The organism is Uruburuella suis (genome assembly GCF_022870845.1).
Classification (GTDB): Bacteria; Pseudomonadota; Gammaproteobacteria; order Burkholderiales; family Neisseriaceae; genus Neisseria; species Neisseria suis.
The window spans coordinates 1,049,656-1,065,043 of record NZ_CP091507.1; the positions used below are offsets into that span (position 1 = coordinate 1,049,656).

Annotated in this window: 10 protein-coding genes; 5 read left to right on the forward strand and 5 right to left on the reverse strand. The window is 57.4% G+C overall.

What is annotated here, in order from left to right:
- Positions 1-457 precede the first annotated feature (457 nt).
- Positions 458-1,477, forward strand: coding sequence for a 2-keto-3-deoxygluconate permease (locus tag LVJ78_RS04635; RefSeq protein ID WP_132954624.1), 1,020 nt, complete (start codon positions 458-460; stop codon positions 1,475-1,477).
- 56 nt (positions 1,478-1,533) lie between these two features.
- On the opposite strand, the gene LVJ78_RS04640 is transcribed toward LVJ78_RS04635, so the two are convergent.
- Together LVJ78_RS04640 and LVJ78_RS04645 are read right to left on the reverse strand one after the other, a co-directional pair.
- A complete protein-coding gene (locus tag LVJ78_RS04640) occupies positions 1,534-1,779 on the reverse strand; it encodes an META domain-containing protein (protein WP_132954625.1) in 246 nt (81 codons plus the stop codon).
- A gap of 175 nt (positions 1,780-1,954) precedes the next feature.
- Entirely contained in the window at positions 1,955-3,718 is a 1,764-nt protein-coding gene (locus tag LVJ78_RS04645) for an L-lactate permease (RefSeq protein ID WP_132954626.1), read from the reverse strand.
- Positions 3,719-4,196: 478 nt separating this feature from the next.
- Here LVJ78_RS04645 and LVJ78_RS04650 point away from each other — a divergent pair, with 478 nt between their 5' ends.
- Positions 4,197-4,979 (forward strand): FadR/GntR family transcriptional regulator, encoded by a 783-nt coding sequence (locus tag LVJ78_RS04650; protein ID WP_132954627.1) that lies wholly within the window; start codon positions 4,197-4,199, stop codon positions 4,977-4,979.
- A 622-nt stretch (positions 4,980-5,601) separates the two neighbouring features.
- On the opposite strand, the gene mnmC1 is transcribed toward LVJ78_RS04650, so the two are convergent.
- On the reverse strand, positions 5,602-7,236 hold the full coding sequence (gene mnmC1, locus LVJ78_RS04655; protein ID WP_132954637.1) for an FAD-dependent 5-carboxymethylaminomethyl-2-thiouridine(34) oxidoreductase MnmC1: 1,635 nt from the start codon (positions 7,234-7,236) through the stop codon (positions 5,602-5,604).
- Positions 7,233-9,425, reverse strand: a complete 2,193-nt coding sequence (locus tag LVJ78_RS04660) for an AsmA family protein (protein ID WP_132954628.1) — start codon at positions 9,423-9,425, stop codon at positions 7,233-7,235. Before LVJ78_RS04660 ends, mnmC1 begins: the two co-directional genes overlap by 4 nt.
- 136 nt (positions 9,426-9,561) lie before the next feature.
- Here LVJ78_RS04660 and LVJ78_RS04665 point away from each other — a divergent pair, with 136 nt between their 5' ends.
- The 3 genes from LVJ78_RS04665 (at position 9,562) to LVJ78_RS04675 (ending at position 14,217) form a co-directional block, all read left to right on the forward strand.
- Entirely contained in the window at positions 9,562-10,440 is an 879-nt protein-coding gene (locus LVJ78_RS04665) for a chorismate mutase (protein ID WP_132954629.1), read from the forward strand.
- 136 nt (positions 10,441-10,576) lie between these two features.
- Positions 10,577-12,616, forward strand: a complete 2,040-nt coding sequence (gene recG / locus LVJ78_RS04670) for an ATP-dependent DNA helicase RecG (RefSeq protein ID WP_132954630.1) — start codon at positions 10,577-10,579, stop codon at positions 12,614-12,616.
- 326 nt (positions 12,617-12,942) lie between these two features.
- Positions 12,943-14,217, forward strand: a complete 1,275-nt coding sequence (locus LVJ78_RS04675) for a hypothetical protein (RefSeq protein WP_132954631.1) — start codon at positions 12,943-12,945, stop codon at positions 14,215-14,217.
- A gap of 155 nt (positions 14,218-14,372) precedes the next feature.
- On the opposite strand, the gene LVJ78_RS04680 is transcribed toward LVJ78_RS04675, so the two are convergent.
- Positions 14,373-15,119 carry an amino acid ABC transporter permease gene (locus LVJ78_RS04680; protein WP_132954632.1) on the reverse strand — a complete coding sequence of 249 codons (747 nt, stop codon included), beginning with the start codon at positions 15,117-15,119 and terminating at the stop codon, positions 14,373-14,375.
- Positions 15,120-15,388 lie beyond the last annotated feature (269 nt).

Consider the following 15,388-nt stretch of genomic DNA (forward strand, 5'->3'; position numbering starts at 1 on the left):
TTTTGTGTGGTTTTAAAGGCTGGGCAGGCCGTCTGAAAAAAGTTTCAGACGGCCTTTTTCGATGGTGCGTCGGCGGGTTCTTGAATTCGATTTTGGCTTGGCGGCCAAATGTCGGATGCAAGTATTCGACCTACGGCTGCTGAAGCTGTGCTTTAGGCCGGTCTCCTGCCTGCACAGGCGCGACGGAAAGAGCGTTTTGTAAAGGTCTTAAACATTGTGATGCTTGGCTGCGGATTCTGTTATATATCTTTGATTTTAAATAGTTAAAAGGCCGTCTGGACGTTTTCAGACGGCCTCGTTTAATCTTGCGGATGGGGCAGATGCGCTTAGGCAGGCGAGTGCATACTTTATAAGTATCACGGCATATTTATTCCATATTAGACAAGGCAGGTGTGTTTGCCTACGCTTCGGCGTGTGTGCGGCTTGAAATAATAATGAAACCACGAGGAGCGGCGATATGGATAATCTTTTATATAAGCTCGGCAAAATACCCGGCGCGCTGATGATTTTGCCGCTGTTTTTGGGCGCGCTCATCAACACGTTTGCGCCGGCCATTTTGCATATCGGCAGCTTCACCACGGCTTTGTTTAAAAATGGCGTGCCGGTGTTGATTGGTTTGTTTTTTATGTGCATCGGTGCGCAAATCCAGCTGAGGGCAGCCTTGCCAGCGGTGGAAAAAGGGTTGGTTTTGCTGCTGGGTAAATATTTGATGGCGGTGGCGGTGGGCTTGGGCGTGGCTTTTTTAATGCCCGATGGCACGCTTTGGGGGCTGTTGCCGCTGGCGATTATTGCGGCTATGTCTAATTCTAACGGCTCTCTGTATGTGGCGCTCACCGGCCAATTCGGCAATAAAACCGACCGGGGCGCGATTTCTGTGTTGTCACTCAATGATGGGCCGTTTTTAACCATGGTGGCGCTGGGCACGGCCGGTTTGGCCGATTTGCCGCTGGTGGCTTTGTTTGCTGCGATTTTCCCGATTATTTTAGGTTTTATTTTGGGCAACAGCAGCCGCTTGGTGCGCGAATTTCTGGCGCCTGGGGAAAAGCTGATTATTCCGTTTGCGGCTTTTGCAATTGGCGCGGGCATTAATTTTTCGGTGCTGCTCACATCGGGCATGATCGGCATTGTGTTGGGCTTGATGACGGTGCTGCTCTCGGGCGGCGGTGCGATGTTGTTTCTATACGGCTGGTATGCCTTGCGCAAGCGGCCGCGGCCTGCCCGCAATGTTTTGGCGGGGGCTTGTGAATCGGCGGTGGCAGGCAATGCTATTGCCACGCCGGCGGCCATTGCGATGGTGGATCCACGCTTTGCGGGCATACAGGATGCGGCCACAGCACAGATTGCTACGGCGGTGGTGGTGACGGCTTTTTTAAGCCCGTTTGTGGTGGCTTATATTAATCGTTGGCAGCGCCGGCGCGGCATCAGCCCGGAGCAGGAAGAACATTATCTGCAATCGCGCCATCCAAGCGGCGGCTGATGGCCGGCTGGCCAAACACAAAGCCGCCCATCGGGCGGCTTTGTAAGGAGTGCGGCTTATTGCGCGGCAGGTGCAGATGCTTCGCCTTGAGCCGGGCGCTCGAAGCCTTTAGATTTCATGCAGGCATCGAATTGTGCGCGGTCTTGGCTGCCGCCTTGGATGGCGGCGCATTCTTGCAGCGCTTGCTCTACTGCGGCGTTGCCGCCGGCAGCTTGCTGCTCCGGCTGGGGGGCTTTATCGCCACTGTTGGCGCAGGCAGACAAAATCAGAGCAAAAGCGGCGGTTGCCAATAATTTTTTCATGGGTAAAACCTTTCTTCATTGGGTTGAAGGCTTTTCAGACGGCCTGAAAAGCTGTCTGCATTTTTACAGACACGGGCTTATAGAGTAGATACTTGCCAATTAAGTTTCATTTTTTTTCGCAAACGGGCAATAAAAAAGCCCGCTTGAAGCAGGCAGGCTTTTGTTTTGGCAAGGATTATGCTTTTTTGCCGCCCAGCGACATAATGCCGAAAAAGAGCAGCGGCCAAGCCACGGCCACGCCCCACCAAGCGATGCTGCCGGTGATCAGCGCCTGCCCGATCAGGCCGGCTTGCACGATATAGTAGAGCATCGGAATCAGCGTTTGGCGGATCACTTCGCCTTCGCGGTTAAGCAAGCCCACCACGGCGGCAGCGGCCACCACGTTGTGCACGGAAATCATATTGCCGGCCGCGCCACCGATGGCTTGCAACGCCACCACGATGGAGGATAAATCGGCATTGAGGCCGATTTGCTGCGCGGTGGAAAATTGAAAATAGGAAAACATCATATTGCTGACGGTGTTGGAGCCGGCAATAAAGGCGCCGAGCGCACCGATCCACGGGGCGATATTCGGCCACATGCCGCTAAACCAGTCGGCCGCGCTGTGTGCCAGCACCATCGGCATCGAGGGCAGAGCGCCGGCGGCGCTCATGTCGCCCGATTGCGAGTTGATAAACACCTGCACCATGGGCACGGCCAAAAAGAGGGCGGGCGCGGCGGAAATCAGTGTTTTACCGGCATCACCCCAGCCGCGTTTGAAGCGTTTGATGTCCATTTTGAAAATGAAAATGCAGGCAATGGCCGCGATAATCAGAATGGTGCCGGGCGAATAGCCGAATTGCACTTTGCTGGTGATGGCGCTGCCAAACAGGTTGGGTAAAGTGATGGTGGTCATGTCGCCGGTGAGAAAAGCCTTCAGGGGCTTTAAAGCGCGGGTGAGAATCAGCAAACCAATCACAATCACATAGGGTGAAAAGGCGCGAAACACCGAAAAAGTAGGGGTGTTGTCGTCGTCATGGGTTTTACCGCTGAGGGTGCCGAGCCAGCGGCTTTCCCAGCGATCTTTAGGCGGAAAATCAAAGGTTTCTTTCGGCACAAACCAGCCGCGCTTGGCTGCGGGCACCACCAGCATCAAGCCGATAAAGCCGCCCACCATAGAGGGGAATTCGGGGCCTAAAAAGCGCGCCACCAGATAATAGGGCACGGTGAAGGCAATGCCGGCAAAAATGGCGAATTTCCAAGCTTTCAAGCCTTCGCGGAAAGAGCGCTTTTCGCCGTAAAAGCGGGTGAGCATGCCGCACAGAATCAGCGGAATCAAAAAGCCCACCAGCGCATGCAGCAAGCCCACGTTGCCGGTGATTTGCTGCAAATATTGCTCCACGGTTTGCGGCGTAATGGCGGCGGTAACATCTTCTTTATTGTTGATGCCCGACCACACGCCCACGAGCAGCGGCGTGCCCACCGCGCCGAATGACACCGGCGTGGATTGGATAATCAAAATCGACATCACCGAAGCCATGGCCGGAAAGCCCAGCGCCAGCAAGAGCGGGGCGCCCACGGCAGAAGGCGTGCCGAAGCCGGAAGAGCCTTCCACCAACGAGCCAAACAGCCACGCCACGATAATCACCTGCACGCGCCGGTCGGGCGACACATCCATAAAGCCTTGGCGGATAGAGTGAATCGCGCCGCTTTCTTTGAGCGTGTTGAGCATCAAAATGGCGCCGAACACGATATAGAGAATGGTGAGCGCCACAATCATGCCGTTTACTGTGGCCGCTGCCACCACCGCCGGCGCGGCCTGCCAGAAAAACACGGCCAAAAGCGCCGTGACCACATAGGCGATGGCCATGGAAATTTTGGCCGAAAGCTTGAACACCACCAGCAGTAAAAACACGGTGATGATCGGGGCCAGGGCCAGCAAAGTGTTGAGAATATTCATTGCTTCTCCGATGAAATGGGTTGTTGTCGTGAAAATGCCGGCCATTATCCGGCGTGGCTTAGGTAAATTGGTCAGACCAATTTAGCAGGGCGTGCTACACTTTACAAAAGGCGACATAAGCGGTCAATAGGCTTGCGCAGGCAAGAAAGAGCGATTATTGTCGATCTGCCTTTCGGCTTGGATGTTTGATTTTATCAACTTAATGATTTTAATCAATAATATTTGATATTTTTGATGTGTTGCGAATGTGAATGATTGGGCAAAATTTTCTGAAAAATGTTTGAAATCCGGCAGGATGATGCAGTGTCGATTGTGTTAAAAAATGTGTGGTGCGCCAAAATTGGTTTGCTTGCCCGACCAATTCAACGGCAGGCCGTCTGAAAACGGGCGCTGAACATTAAACCGGCACATTGCTGCGGTTCAGACGGCCTGCTACAAGCTTGAATGATTGTATTGGATAAATAAAAAGGCAAAATCGATGAATGCACAAACCATTATCAAACCTCAAAAAATCAGCGAGCAGATTTTGGCGGTGTTGGAAGCGCGCATTGTGTCGGGCGAATATCCCGTCGGCAGCAAGCTGCCGCCCGAGCGGCGGCTGGCCGAAGCATTCGGCGTGTCGCGCCCGTCGGTGCGCGCGGCGCTGAAAATGCTGGTGGCGCGCCAAATGCTTGAGGCGCGGCAGGGCGATGGTTATTATGTTTCCGCCAAGCCGCAACAGGATTTTCTGCTCGGCTGGCAAAGCCTGCTCGGCAATCATCCCGATTGGGAGGCCGATGTGTTTGATTTCAGCCGCAGCATGGAAGGCTGCATGGCTGCGCTGGCAGCCGAGCGGCGCACCGATGCCGATTTGAAGCGGATTGAATTTTGGTTGCAGAAATTTGAAGAGGCTTATCAAAGCCGCAACCGGGCGCACCAAGAAGAAGCCGATATTTATTTTCACCAAGCCATCGCCGAGGCGGCGCACAATATTTTGTTTGCCCAGCTTTCAGGCGGCCTGCTCAATCTGCTTTATCGGCAAACGCGCAGCCACATTATGCACACCGAAATCATCGACGACCCGCGCCCCACCTTGATCAAGCACCACCGCGCCCTGTTTACCGCAATTGCAAACAAGCAGCCGCGAGAAGCCGCCGAAATTGCCGAGGGACATTTGCGCTATGTGGCCGACAGCCTGCGGCAAGACCGCGAATACCTCAGCCGCAGCGAGCATGCCGACACCTTGGCGCAGCACGATGCGCAGCGGGCGGGCGAATGGTAGGCCGTCTGAAAACGATAGTGAAATCAAAGAAAAACTGACACAAAACTGATAACTTTCAAGTTGTGCGTAGCGTGTGTGGCATAGTCATGCATGCGGTTTAAATGGCTTTTGCTTGTGTGGCCGGGGCATATGCTTTGCGCCGGCCCGTATGAGTTTTTTATTCAGTCCACTCTGGCGAAATGAAGAATAAAGTGGCATGCGATTGATTTTATAAGGCCGTTTGAGTTTTGTCGGGTTACGCCTGCGGCTGATCCAATTTAGGTTCGCTTCAGTTTTGCAAAGGCCGTCTGAAAACTTTTCAGACGGCCTTTTTTTTGTTGATTCAATGATTTATATCTAGGGTCTGTTCACAATTCATCTCGTGGCAATCTTTTGGCTCAAAAACGCGCCTGCTGCGTTGAAAATGCTCGCAAGGTGTCCAACCTTGCTGCGCTTTTCGCCTTGCAAGCGCGCTTTTGCGCTCAAAATCTTACGCACGGATGAAATGTGAACAGACCCTAGTGAAATGCAAGAAAAAGTTACATAAAACTACATTTTGCAACGGCGTAGGTTGGGTTGATAAACCCAACGTTTCAGACGGCTTGTGGATTTGTTGGGTTTACAACCCAACCTACCCGCTGTCTCACTTTTTTGTGCATTTCACTATATTGGGATTTTCAAGCAGGTTTTGCTGTTGCACGATGGCGCGCACGATGGTGCGGTTGGGATGCAGCGCGGTGCGGATGCGTTGTGAGAGCGGGTCGGGCAGGCCGAGGATGGCGGCGGCGATGCTCTGGGCGCAAATGGGGGCGGTGGCGAGGCCGCGGCTGCCGTGGGCGCTGTTGATGTAGGCGTCGGGCAGATAGGGGCAGGGTGTGTTGAGGCGGTAGTTTTTATCAAGCGCCAAGCGCTCATAGGCTTGCTGCATGGCGGCGATGTGGCCGAGGGGGCCGGCTATGGGTAGATGGTCGGGGCTGTCGCAGCGCAGGGCGGCGTGGCCTTTGGGGATATTGTCGGCAAGGGATAGGCCGTCTGAAAGCAAATCGGCGGCGAGATGGGGATGAAGTTTGGCCAATTCGGCGCGGTTGGCTATTTCATCGGCCATCTGCCAATCGCTTGTGCGCTGTTGCGGCAGAAAAGTGGCGCCGTAGCAATGCAGGCCTTGCCAAGCAGGGCTGATGTAGCTGGCGGCGGAAAGGGCGCAGCGCAGTTTGGCCGATTGGGGGCTGGCGGCGGCGAGGCTGGTTTGGCCGCGAATCAGCCGCCAGGGCAGGGCGGCGACATTGCAATCGGCCATCTGCGGGCTGTGGGCGCCGGTGCAGTAAACGATGTGGCTGCCGTGAAACAGGCCGGCAGGCGTGCGGGCTTGCCAGCCATGGCCGTTGTGAGTGGCGGATAAAAGCGGCGTGTGGGTATGCAGGGTGATTAAGGGATGGTCGAGCAGGGCGTGCACCAGCGCCGGCGGGTTGAGCCACACGCCTTGCGGCCAGTAAAGCGCGCTTTGGCTGATGGTGATGCCGGCGATTTGGCCGGCTTCGGCGGCGGAAACGGTGCGGTAAAGGTGGGCGTGGTGGCGCTGGCGGCCGAGCGCTTGGTTGCGCTTGGCTTCGGTGGCGTTGTGATCAAGATGCAGCACGCCATCGCCGCCCCAGCAAGCGGCTTCGGGCAGGAGGCGTTGCAACAGGCGGCGGCTGTGGCCGTAGCCGCACAAGAGCAATTCGGTTTGCTCGGTGGGGTGGGCGGAAATTTTGGCATAAAGCAGGCCTTGGCGGTTGCCGGAGGCGGCGAGGGCGGGCGCGGCGGCTTCAAGCACGGTAACGGGCAGGCCGTGTTCGGCCAAGGCGCGGGCGGTGGCCGCACCGGCAATGCCTGCGCCGATAATTAGCGCGCGCTCGGGCGCGGTGCGGCTCGCGGGCGGGGTGAACCAAGGCTTTTGCGGCTCGGCTTTATTTTGTGCCACCGGCTCGGTTTGCCAGCACACGGGCTGCGGGAAATGCTCGTGCAGGCGGCTTGCATTGGCGGGGGGCAGCAGCCATAAGTGCACATCGGGCAGAATATCGTTCAGCGCGTTGACACCGTTAAACTGAATGCAGCCGCTTTGTGCATTAATGGCTTGCTGCAATGCCTGCTCGAGCGCAGAAGGGCTTTCAGACGGCCTGAACTCGGACAGGCTCAAATCGGGTAGGCACACGGCCAAGTAAAGCGGTTTTTCATGCGCGGCAATGGCGCGGGTAAGCTCGGCCGTTGGCGGCGGGGCGTTCCAGGCGAGGATATTCATGGTGTGTGCCGGAGGCCGTCTGAAAGTGTGCGCGATTGTTTGAGCCATTGCCATTGCTCTTTCAGGGTTTCGGCCAGCGCGCGGCGCTTTTCTTCGGGGGTGTTGAGGCCCAGAGTGAGGCGCGGATAATCGAGGGTGACAGAAGGATTTTCGGCGGGGCCGGTGATTTTCAGCGGCACGGGCTTGGCGCTGCGGTTGCGCGCATTGCGGATGAGCAGGCTCTCGGAGAGCATTTGGGTGTTGAAATCGATGCTGCCGCTGCTGCTGATCAGCAAGGTGTCGGACACGAGCTCGGTGTTGTCGTGGCGGCTGATGCCGCCGCTGATGTCGCTGCTCATGGAAAAGCGGCTGAACGGGGTTTGCACATCGGTGCTGTAGCCGCCGATGGCGGCATTGTCGCTGGCGCGACTGAGGATGTTGCGCATGTCGAAGCCTATCATGGCACCGTCGGCCACATTCAATTGCAGGCTGCCGGCCAGGGTTTGGGTGAGGCTTTTGCGGTTGTCGCCGCGTGCGGTGATGTCGATGATGGCGTTGCCGGTGCCGCTGATGTTGTGGTAGCCGAGCAAATCTTGCAAGAGCGGGCGGATAAGCACATTATCGGCCGCCTGCTGCAAATGATAAACCGGCGGGCTGGTGTTGGCCATGCTGATGCCGCCCTCGGTGCGGCCGCCGTAAAGGCCGGCGCTTAAGGCAGTGAGGGCGATGCGCTCGCGGTTGGCAAACATGCGGGTGGTGAAATCATCGGCTTGCAGGCCGCCGGGCAGGGTGAGGCTGCCGATTTGGATTTGCGCTTCGATTTCGGGCGTGGCGGCCTGTTGCAGCAGCTCGGGGTAGCGTATGCCGGCCGGTGCGGCCATGTTGAAATAAGGGGCGAGGTTGAGCCGGGCGAGCTTGAGGCTGCCGCTAAGCTTGGCCGGCGCGGCATCGGCGCTATAGGCGGCTTCTATGGCGGCGGGTTGGCGGTCAAACAGACCTTGCAGGCTGGTTTGCCATTGGCGGCGGTTAGCAGAGAGCGTCAATGCGCCCTGCAATTGGCTCACAAAGCGCTGCCGCGGTGTGGTGGCGGGGTTGTCTTGCAGGGTGCTCAGGTTGAGCGCGCTGATTTTCCAGCCTTGCGCCTGCTGCCATTGCAAAGGGCCTGATGCGGTGAAACTGGTTTGCACCGCGCCGATTTTGTGGCTGCCGTTGATTGAAAATTCGGCCAGCGTGGCCACGGTGGGGCGCAGGCTGATTTTGTTGAGCGACAAAGTGCCGTCCCATTGGCCTGTTTGCGCGGTGCCGGCGGTGAACACGCTGCTGAGCTCGTTGATTTGGGTGAGCTCGTTTTGCCGGGTAATCAGCGGGCTTTGGGCGCTCAGGTGCAGATTGTGCTCGGGGGAATCGGCGCTGATGCGCAGATTGGCCACGCGTAGATTGCGCGCATCGGGCTGCCAGCTCAAATCAGCATCGGCCGTGAGCTTGGCGCTGGTTTCCCAGCGTTCGGCTTCGGCTTCGATATGCAGATCGGGCACAGCCCAGGTGTGGTTTTCCAAGTTGAGCGTGCCGCTGCTCTGCCAGGCAATGCTGCCGCGGCGGCTGCTTTCTGCGCTGCCGCCGAAAGTAAAGGGCTTGTCGGGCGCTTGTAAATCGCGGCTGTTGAGTGAGAGTTTGCTGAAGCGGTAGCTGTGGGTGGGCAGGTAAAGGTTGAGGCGGCTGTCGTTGATAATCAGACGGTTGATTTGCAGCGGCCTGCCGCGCGCTGCCCATAAATCTTGCAGGCTCCAGCGCCCTTCTGCGTCGCGGAAAAGCTCGACATCGGCGCGGTTGACCACCCATTTTTCGATTAAGGTGCCGCCGCCGAAAAGATTGCGCCAAGCCAAACCGATTTTCATTTCGTCGATATGCAGGGCGGTGGCGCTGCTGTGCGGCTTGCTGAGAGTAAGGTTGCGCAGGGTGACGGTGGGGCGCGGAAACCAGCTGCGGCCGATTTGCGCATCAAAGCGCACGCTGCGGCCGCTGCCTTCGATGCCCTCGTTGAGCAGGGTTTGGATTTTGGCCGCATCAAACATCTGATAAAGCGCAGTGTAGAGGCCAAGCGCCAGCAGCAGCATGGTGAAGCCGCCGAAGATAATCAATTTGAGCCAGAATTTGCCCGAATGCAAAAAGCGCGCCAGCATAATGGAAACACACAGAATAACAGCGGGCAAGTATAGCACAGAAGCGGGCAGAGGCTGCGCGGGCAAAAGCTGAACGGTAAAAAACGCCCACCGTGAAATGACGGCAATATTGGCACACAAGCAAGATTATTGCTACTATCCTGCGATAACTTTATCGGGAGCCGACATGATTATCGTAATGCAAAAGCAAGCATCGAGCGAGGCGGTGGCGCGGGTGATTGAGCTGATACGCGGCCGCGGCCTGCAAGAGCATATTTCGCAGGGCGAGGAGCGCACCATTATTGGCGCGGTGGGCGACGAGCGGGTGCTTCATCCGCACGAAATCGAGAGCCTGCCCGAAGTGGAGCGCGCCATACGCGTGCTCAATGCCTGGCGCATCGTCAGCCGCGAAGCGCAGCCGCAAAACAGCATAATCACCGTGCGCGGTGTGGCTTTCGGTGCGGAAAAAATGCTCGATATCACCACGCTGCCCGAGCGCGCGGCAGCGGCAGATGCCTTTTTTGCCGACCCGTTTTACCTGCCCTACAGCCCTTATGCCGCCGGCGGCAGCGGCAATGAAAAAGAGCAGGTGCGCGCCATGCAGGCGCTTTTGCAGCAACATCATGCGGCGGGCAAGCCGGTGTTGGTGCGTATACGCGATGTGCGCCAAATCGAGCCGGCGCTTTTGGCCGAGGCCGATGTACTTTATTTGGGCGGCGAATTGATGGGCAACCGCACGCTGCAAGATGAAGTAGGCCGTCTGAACACGCCGGTGGTGTTGTGTAAAGACAAACACCACCGCGCCGATGAATGGCTGGTGGCCGCCGAGCATATAGCCTTGCGCGGCAACCATCATATTATATTGGGCGAAGCGGGCACGCTCAGCTTCGAGCCGGAGCACACTTACCGGCTGGATGTGGACGCCATCGTGCGCGTGCGCAAAGAGAGCCATCTGCCGGTGCTGGCCAACATCACCCGCCTGTGGCACGGCGATATGCCGCAAGAAGTGCTTTATAAGCTGGCCGCCGCGGCGGGTGCCGATGCGGTGGTGAGCAGCCTGCCGTAATCATCAACACACACCAAGGCCGTCTGAAAGCTTTTCAGACGGCCTTGGTGTGCTTTCTGAAAGCGTGTGCCGGAAAACCCATCTGCGGTCGAAATCGTTTAAAATGGCCGCTTGAAACGATTAATCTTTTTTCCACATGATAGCCGACCATCAAAAGCTGCTGAAAATCACCGACACCACGGCCAAAAAGCTTGAAAAGCTGCACCTCAACACGCCGTGGGAATTGGCGCTGCACCTGCCGCTGCGTTATGAAGACGAAACCCACATCACGCCGATTGCCGATGCGCCCGTCGGCGTGCCTTGCCAGGTGGAAGGCGTAGTGCTGCATCAAGAAGTGCAATTCAAGCCGCGCAAGCAATTGATTGTGCAAATTAAAGATGCTTCCGGCAGCGTGCTGCACCTGCGTTTTATCCATTTTTATCCCAGCCATCAAAAGCAGCTGGCCGAGGGCAAACGCATCCGCGCGGTGGGCGAAATCAAACACGGCTTTTACGGCGATGAAATGATTCATCCCAAAATCCGCGATGCCGAGGGCAGCGGCCTGGCCGAAAGCCTCACCCCGATTTACCCCACGGTAAACGGGCTCAACCAGCCCACTTTGCGCCGCATCATTCAGACGGCCTTGGAAAGCATTCCTCTCTACGACACCTTGCCCGATGAATTATTAGGCCGTCTGAAGCTGCCGCATTTGGCCGAAAGCCTGCGCCTTTTGCACGCACCGCCGCCCGATTACACCATACACCAGCTCTCCGACGGCACTTTGCCCGCATGGCAGCGGCTGAAATTCGACGAGCTTTTGGCGCAGCAATTGTCGATGCGGCTGGCGCGGCAAAAACGCCTCAGCGGCGATGCGGCACCTTTGCGCGGCAGCGGCGCGTGGTCGGATAAATTGCTGCACGCGCTGCCCTTTGCGCTCACCGGCGCGCAAGCACGCGTGTTGGCCGAAATCCGCACCGATATGGCGCAAACCTTCCCCATGCACCGCCTGCTGCAAGGCGATGTGGGCAGCGGCAAAACCATCGTGGCCGCGCTCGCCGCGCTCACCGCCATCGAAGCCGGTGCGCAAGTGGCGGTGATGGCGCCCACCGAAATTCTGGCCGAGCAGCATTATTTAAAGTTCAAACAATGGCTCGAGCCGCTGGGTTTGAGCGTGGCGTGGCTTTCGGGCAGCCAGCGCAAAAAAGCGAAAGCGCAAAACAAAGCCGCACTTTCAGACGGCCTGATTCAGATTGCCGTGGGCACTCACGCGCTGTTTCAAGACGATGTGCAGTTTCAAAATCTCGGCCTCGTGATTGTGGACGAACAACACCGCTTCGGCGTGGCGCAGCGGCTGGCGTTGAAAAACAAAGGCGCGGATGTGCACCAATTGATGATGTCGGCCACGCCGATTCCGCGCACTTTAGCGATGAGTTTTTTCGCCGATTTGGATGTGTCGGTGATAGATGAATTGCCGCCCGGGCGCACGCCGATCAAAACGCGGCTGGTTAACAGCGTGCGCCGCAGCGAAGTGGAAGGGCTGGTGTTGGGCGCGTGCCGCAAAGGGCAGCAGGCTTATTGGGTGTGCCCCTTGATTGAAGAGAGCGAAACCTTGCAGCTGCAAACCGCCACCGAAACGCAGGCCGCTTTGCAGGCTGCCTTGCCCGAGCTCTCGATCGGCCTTGTGCACGGGCGCATGAAAGCGGCGGAAAAAGCCGAAGTGATGGCCGAATTTTCCGCAGGCCGTCTGAATGTGTTGGTGGCCACCACCGTGATTGAAGTGGGCGTGGATGTGCCCAATGCCGCCCTGATGGTGATCGAGCACGCCGAGCGCATGGGCTTGGCGCAGCTGCACCAATTGCGCGGGCGGGTGGGGCGCGGCGCCGCAGCCAGCGCTTGTGTGTTGCTTTTTGCCGAGCCTTTGGGCGACATCGCCAAAGCGCGCCTGAAAGTGATTTACGAGCACACCGACGGCTTTGAAATCGCGCGGCAGGATTTGAATATCCGCGGCCCCGGCGAATTTCTCGGCGCGCGCCAAAGCGGCGTGCCCATGCTGCGCTTTGCCAATCTGGAAGAAGATCTGCCCCTGCTCGAAGCCGCCCGCAATATCGCGCCGCAATTAATCGACGAGCGGCCGGATATTGTCGAGGCCCATCTTGCCCGCTGGCTGGCCAGCCGCGAAAGCTATTTGGGCGTGTAATACCCATCCAAAAAATAACCTTACAAAATAAAAGCAGTTCGGCAGCATCATCCGCGTAGGTCGGATTCTTGAATCCGACGCTTGGCCGGCGGCCAAAGCGATGTGCGTGCCTTGTTCTGCGAACAAGTGTCGGATTCGAGAATCCGACCTACAGGCTGCCTGTGTGTATATTATTTTTTTGAATGGTATAAAACGTTTCAGACGGCCTGCGAGCTTCTGCCTTGTTAAAGGCGGTTTTAGTGAAATCGATTTTGATAAACCGAAGTTGTTTGCCTGAAAGTCAAGCCAAGGCCGTCTGAAAGCCTGGGCAACCCGAAAGCCTGTGTATGAAACCGAAACGCCTCACGCCGCAACAGCTCAAAACCCAGCAGCAGCTCGACCGCATTTCCAGCGCCTTCAAGCAGGCGATGGCGGCGGCACAATATCCGCAAGCCATGCAAGAAGCGTTGCGGGCGCACAAGCTGATTCCGCAAGCGGTGGCGCCGCTGAGCGATGCGGCCACGGCGGCGGTGAAAGGCAGCTTGTGGCATGAAGCCATTGCGTATGCCAAAAAAGCCTTGCAGCGCCAAAGCGGCCACCTCAATTCGCTCGATGCGCTGGCGCATGCTTATGGCGGCCTGCACGATTGGGCAAGCTGCCGCACCTACGGCCTGCAAGCCTTGCAGCTGCGCGACAGCCAAGTGATGGCCGCGCTTGATGCACCGCCGCTGCCCGCTTTGCCGGCAAACGGGCCGGGCAAACAGATTATCTCGTTTTCATTATTCGGCAACCGCGCCGAATACATCGAACCTGCGGTGATGAACACCGAGCTGGCCGCGGCGGTGTATCCCGGTTGGGTGTGCCGCTTTTATGTGGATGGCAGCGTGCCCGAGCCGGCATTGCAGCGCCTGCGCGGCAACGGTGCCGAAATCGTGCGCGTGCCGCCCGAGCTGGAGGGCTGGCCGGGCACCATGTGGCGCTTTTTGGCGCTGGATGATGCCGAGGCGGCGCGGGTGATTTTCCGCGATGCCGATTCGGTGATTTCGCCGCGCGAAGCACGCGCCGTGGCCGAATGGGTGCAAAGCGGCCGCTGTTTCCACACCTTGCGCGACGGCGGCACCCACACCGAATTGGTGCTCGCTGGCTTGTGGGGCGCCCTGGCCGGCGCTGTGCCCGATATGCGCGGCAAGATGCAGGCTTATGTGGATGCGGGCGTGGCTTCACGCCATTTTGCCGACCAATGGTTTTTGCGGGAAAATATCTGGCCTTATGTGCGCCAAAGCCTGTGCGCCCACGACCGTATTTTCGGCTTTATGGATGCCGCGCCTTTTCCCGACCGCGCACCGTTTGATTACGACCATTTCCATGTGGGCTGCAACGAGGGCAACGCCGGCTTTCGCGCCACAGTCAACATCGCCGAGGGCACACCCGTGCGCTGGAGTCTGTTCAGCAAAATCCACCCGCTGCCGGCGGACGGCTACACGTTTGCCACGCAGGATGAACGGCTGATCTGCACTTATGAAAGCGTGGTGGCCGGCAGCGCGGTGGCCGGCTCGATTCCACGCCGCTACAGCAAAGGCATTGCCGACGGCCGCAGCCGCATCACGGTGATGCCGTGTTAGGGTCTATCAGGGCGCGGCAAATGTCGGATACAAGTATCCTACAAACCATCGCGTACGTTGATTTGAATAGCAACAACAAGGCCGTCTGAAAGGAAAACACCTGCATTGCGCAGGTGTTTTCCTTTCAGACGGCCTTAAGCTTTTTTATCACAACCCTAACGCTGCGCCGTGTTATAGCGTTTTTCCAACCATGAAAACAGCCAGCTCAAACACATGGTCATGGCCAAGTAAATCAGCGCGATGGTGTAGAGCGGCTCTTCGTAAATCGAGAAGCGGCCGGAAATGGTACGCTGCACATAAGCGAGCTCGGCCACGGCAATAGCGGATAAGAGCGAGCTGTCTTTCAGCAAGGTGATGAATTCGTTGGCCAAAGGCGGCAGCATGCGGCGGAAGGCCTGCGGCAGAATCACATGGCGCATGGCCTGCGGATAAGTGAGGCCGAGTGAGCGCGCCGCTTCGATTTGGCCTTTGTCGATAGACTGAATGCCCGCGCGCACGATTTCGGTGATGTAGGCGCCCGCGTTTACCGTGAGCGCCAGCGTGCCGGCAATCAGCGCGCCGTAATTGCGGCGCAATTCCACCGCCAAATCGCCGCTGATGAGCCAGCCGTCGGTGGGGTTGATCAGCGCCACCGCCCAGATGAAATACCAAATAAATATTTGAACAAACAAAGGCGTGCCGCGGAAAAGGGTGACGTAAATCAGCGAAGCGGTGCGCAAAAGCCAAGCCAGCGCGCGGGTGAAGCGGTTGCCTTTTTCAAAGCGGATGATGCGCGCCAATGCGCCAAAAAGCCCCAGTATCGTGCCGCCCAGCGTGGCCACCACGGTGAGCCCCAAAGTGGTGAGCGCGCCGTAGAAAAACATCTCGCGGTATTCATAAATAATATCAAAACGAAAATCCATATCGGCTTCTTTTATTATTAGAAGGCTCTGAATAACTCATGATGAAGGCTTTTACCGCCCTTTTTACGCTATGCTGCGTTGGGGGTTTGAGGAAATAGAACCACTATTTTCTCAAAACCCCGCCTTGCCTAGCATAAAAATGCCGGCAAAATCCATGCACCAGAGTTTTTCAGAGCCTCCTTTAGTTTGGTGTCGGTGGAGCGGCGCGTGTAAGACCCGCCGGGAAACGCGCTATTTTACAAGAAAAACCGCCGCTTGGAATGTTTAAT

What these genes read in the sequence shown, in the direction of transcription:
- LVJ78_RS04640 (WP_132954625.1), bottom strand. Translation starts at nt 1,779, where the DNA reads ATGAAAAAATTATTGGCAACCGCCGCTTTTGCTCTGATTTTGTCTGCC.
- LVJ78_RS04680 (WP_132954632.1), bottom strand. Translation starts at nt 15,119, where the DNA reads ATGGATTTTCGTTTTGATATTATTTATGAATACCGCGAGATGTTTTTC.
- recG (WP_132954630.1), top strand. Translation starts at nt 10,577, where the DNA reads ATGATAGCCGACCATCAAAAGCTGCTGAAAATCACCGACACCACGGCC.
- LVJ78_RS04645 (WP_132954626.1), bottom strand. Translation starts at nt 3,718, where the DNA reads ATGAATATTCTCAACACTTTGCTGGCCCTGGCCCCGATCATCACCGTG.
- LVJ78_RS04650 (WP_132954627.1), top strand. Translation starts at nt 4,197, where the DNA reads ATGAATGCACAAACCATTATCAAACCTCAAAAAATCAGCGAGCAGATT.
- LVJ78_RS04665 (WP_132954629.1), top strand. Translation starts at nt 9,562, where the DNA reads ATGATTATCGTAATGCAAAAGCAAGCATCGAGCGAGGCGGTGGCGCGG.
- LVJ78_RS04675 (WP_132954631.1), top strand. Translation starts at nt 12,943, where the DNA reads ATGAAACCGAAACGCCTCACGCCGCAACAGCTCAAAACCCAGCAGCAG.
- mnmC1 (WP_132954637.1), bottom strand. Translation starts at nt 7,236, where the DNA reads ATGAATATCCTCGCCTGGAACGCCCCGCCGCCAACGGCCGAGCTTACC.
- LVJ78_RS04635 (WP_132954624.1), top strand. Translation starts at nt 458, where the DNA reads ATGGATAATCTTTTATATAAGCTCGGCAAAATACCCGGCGCGCTGATG.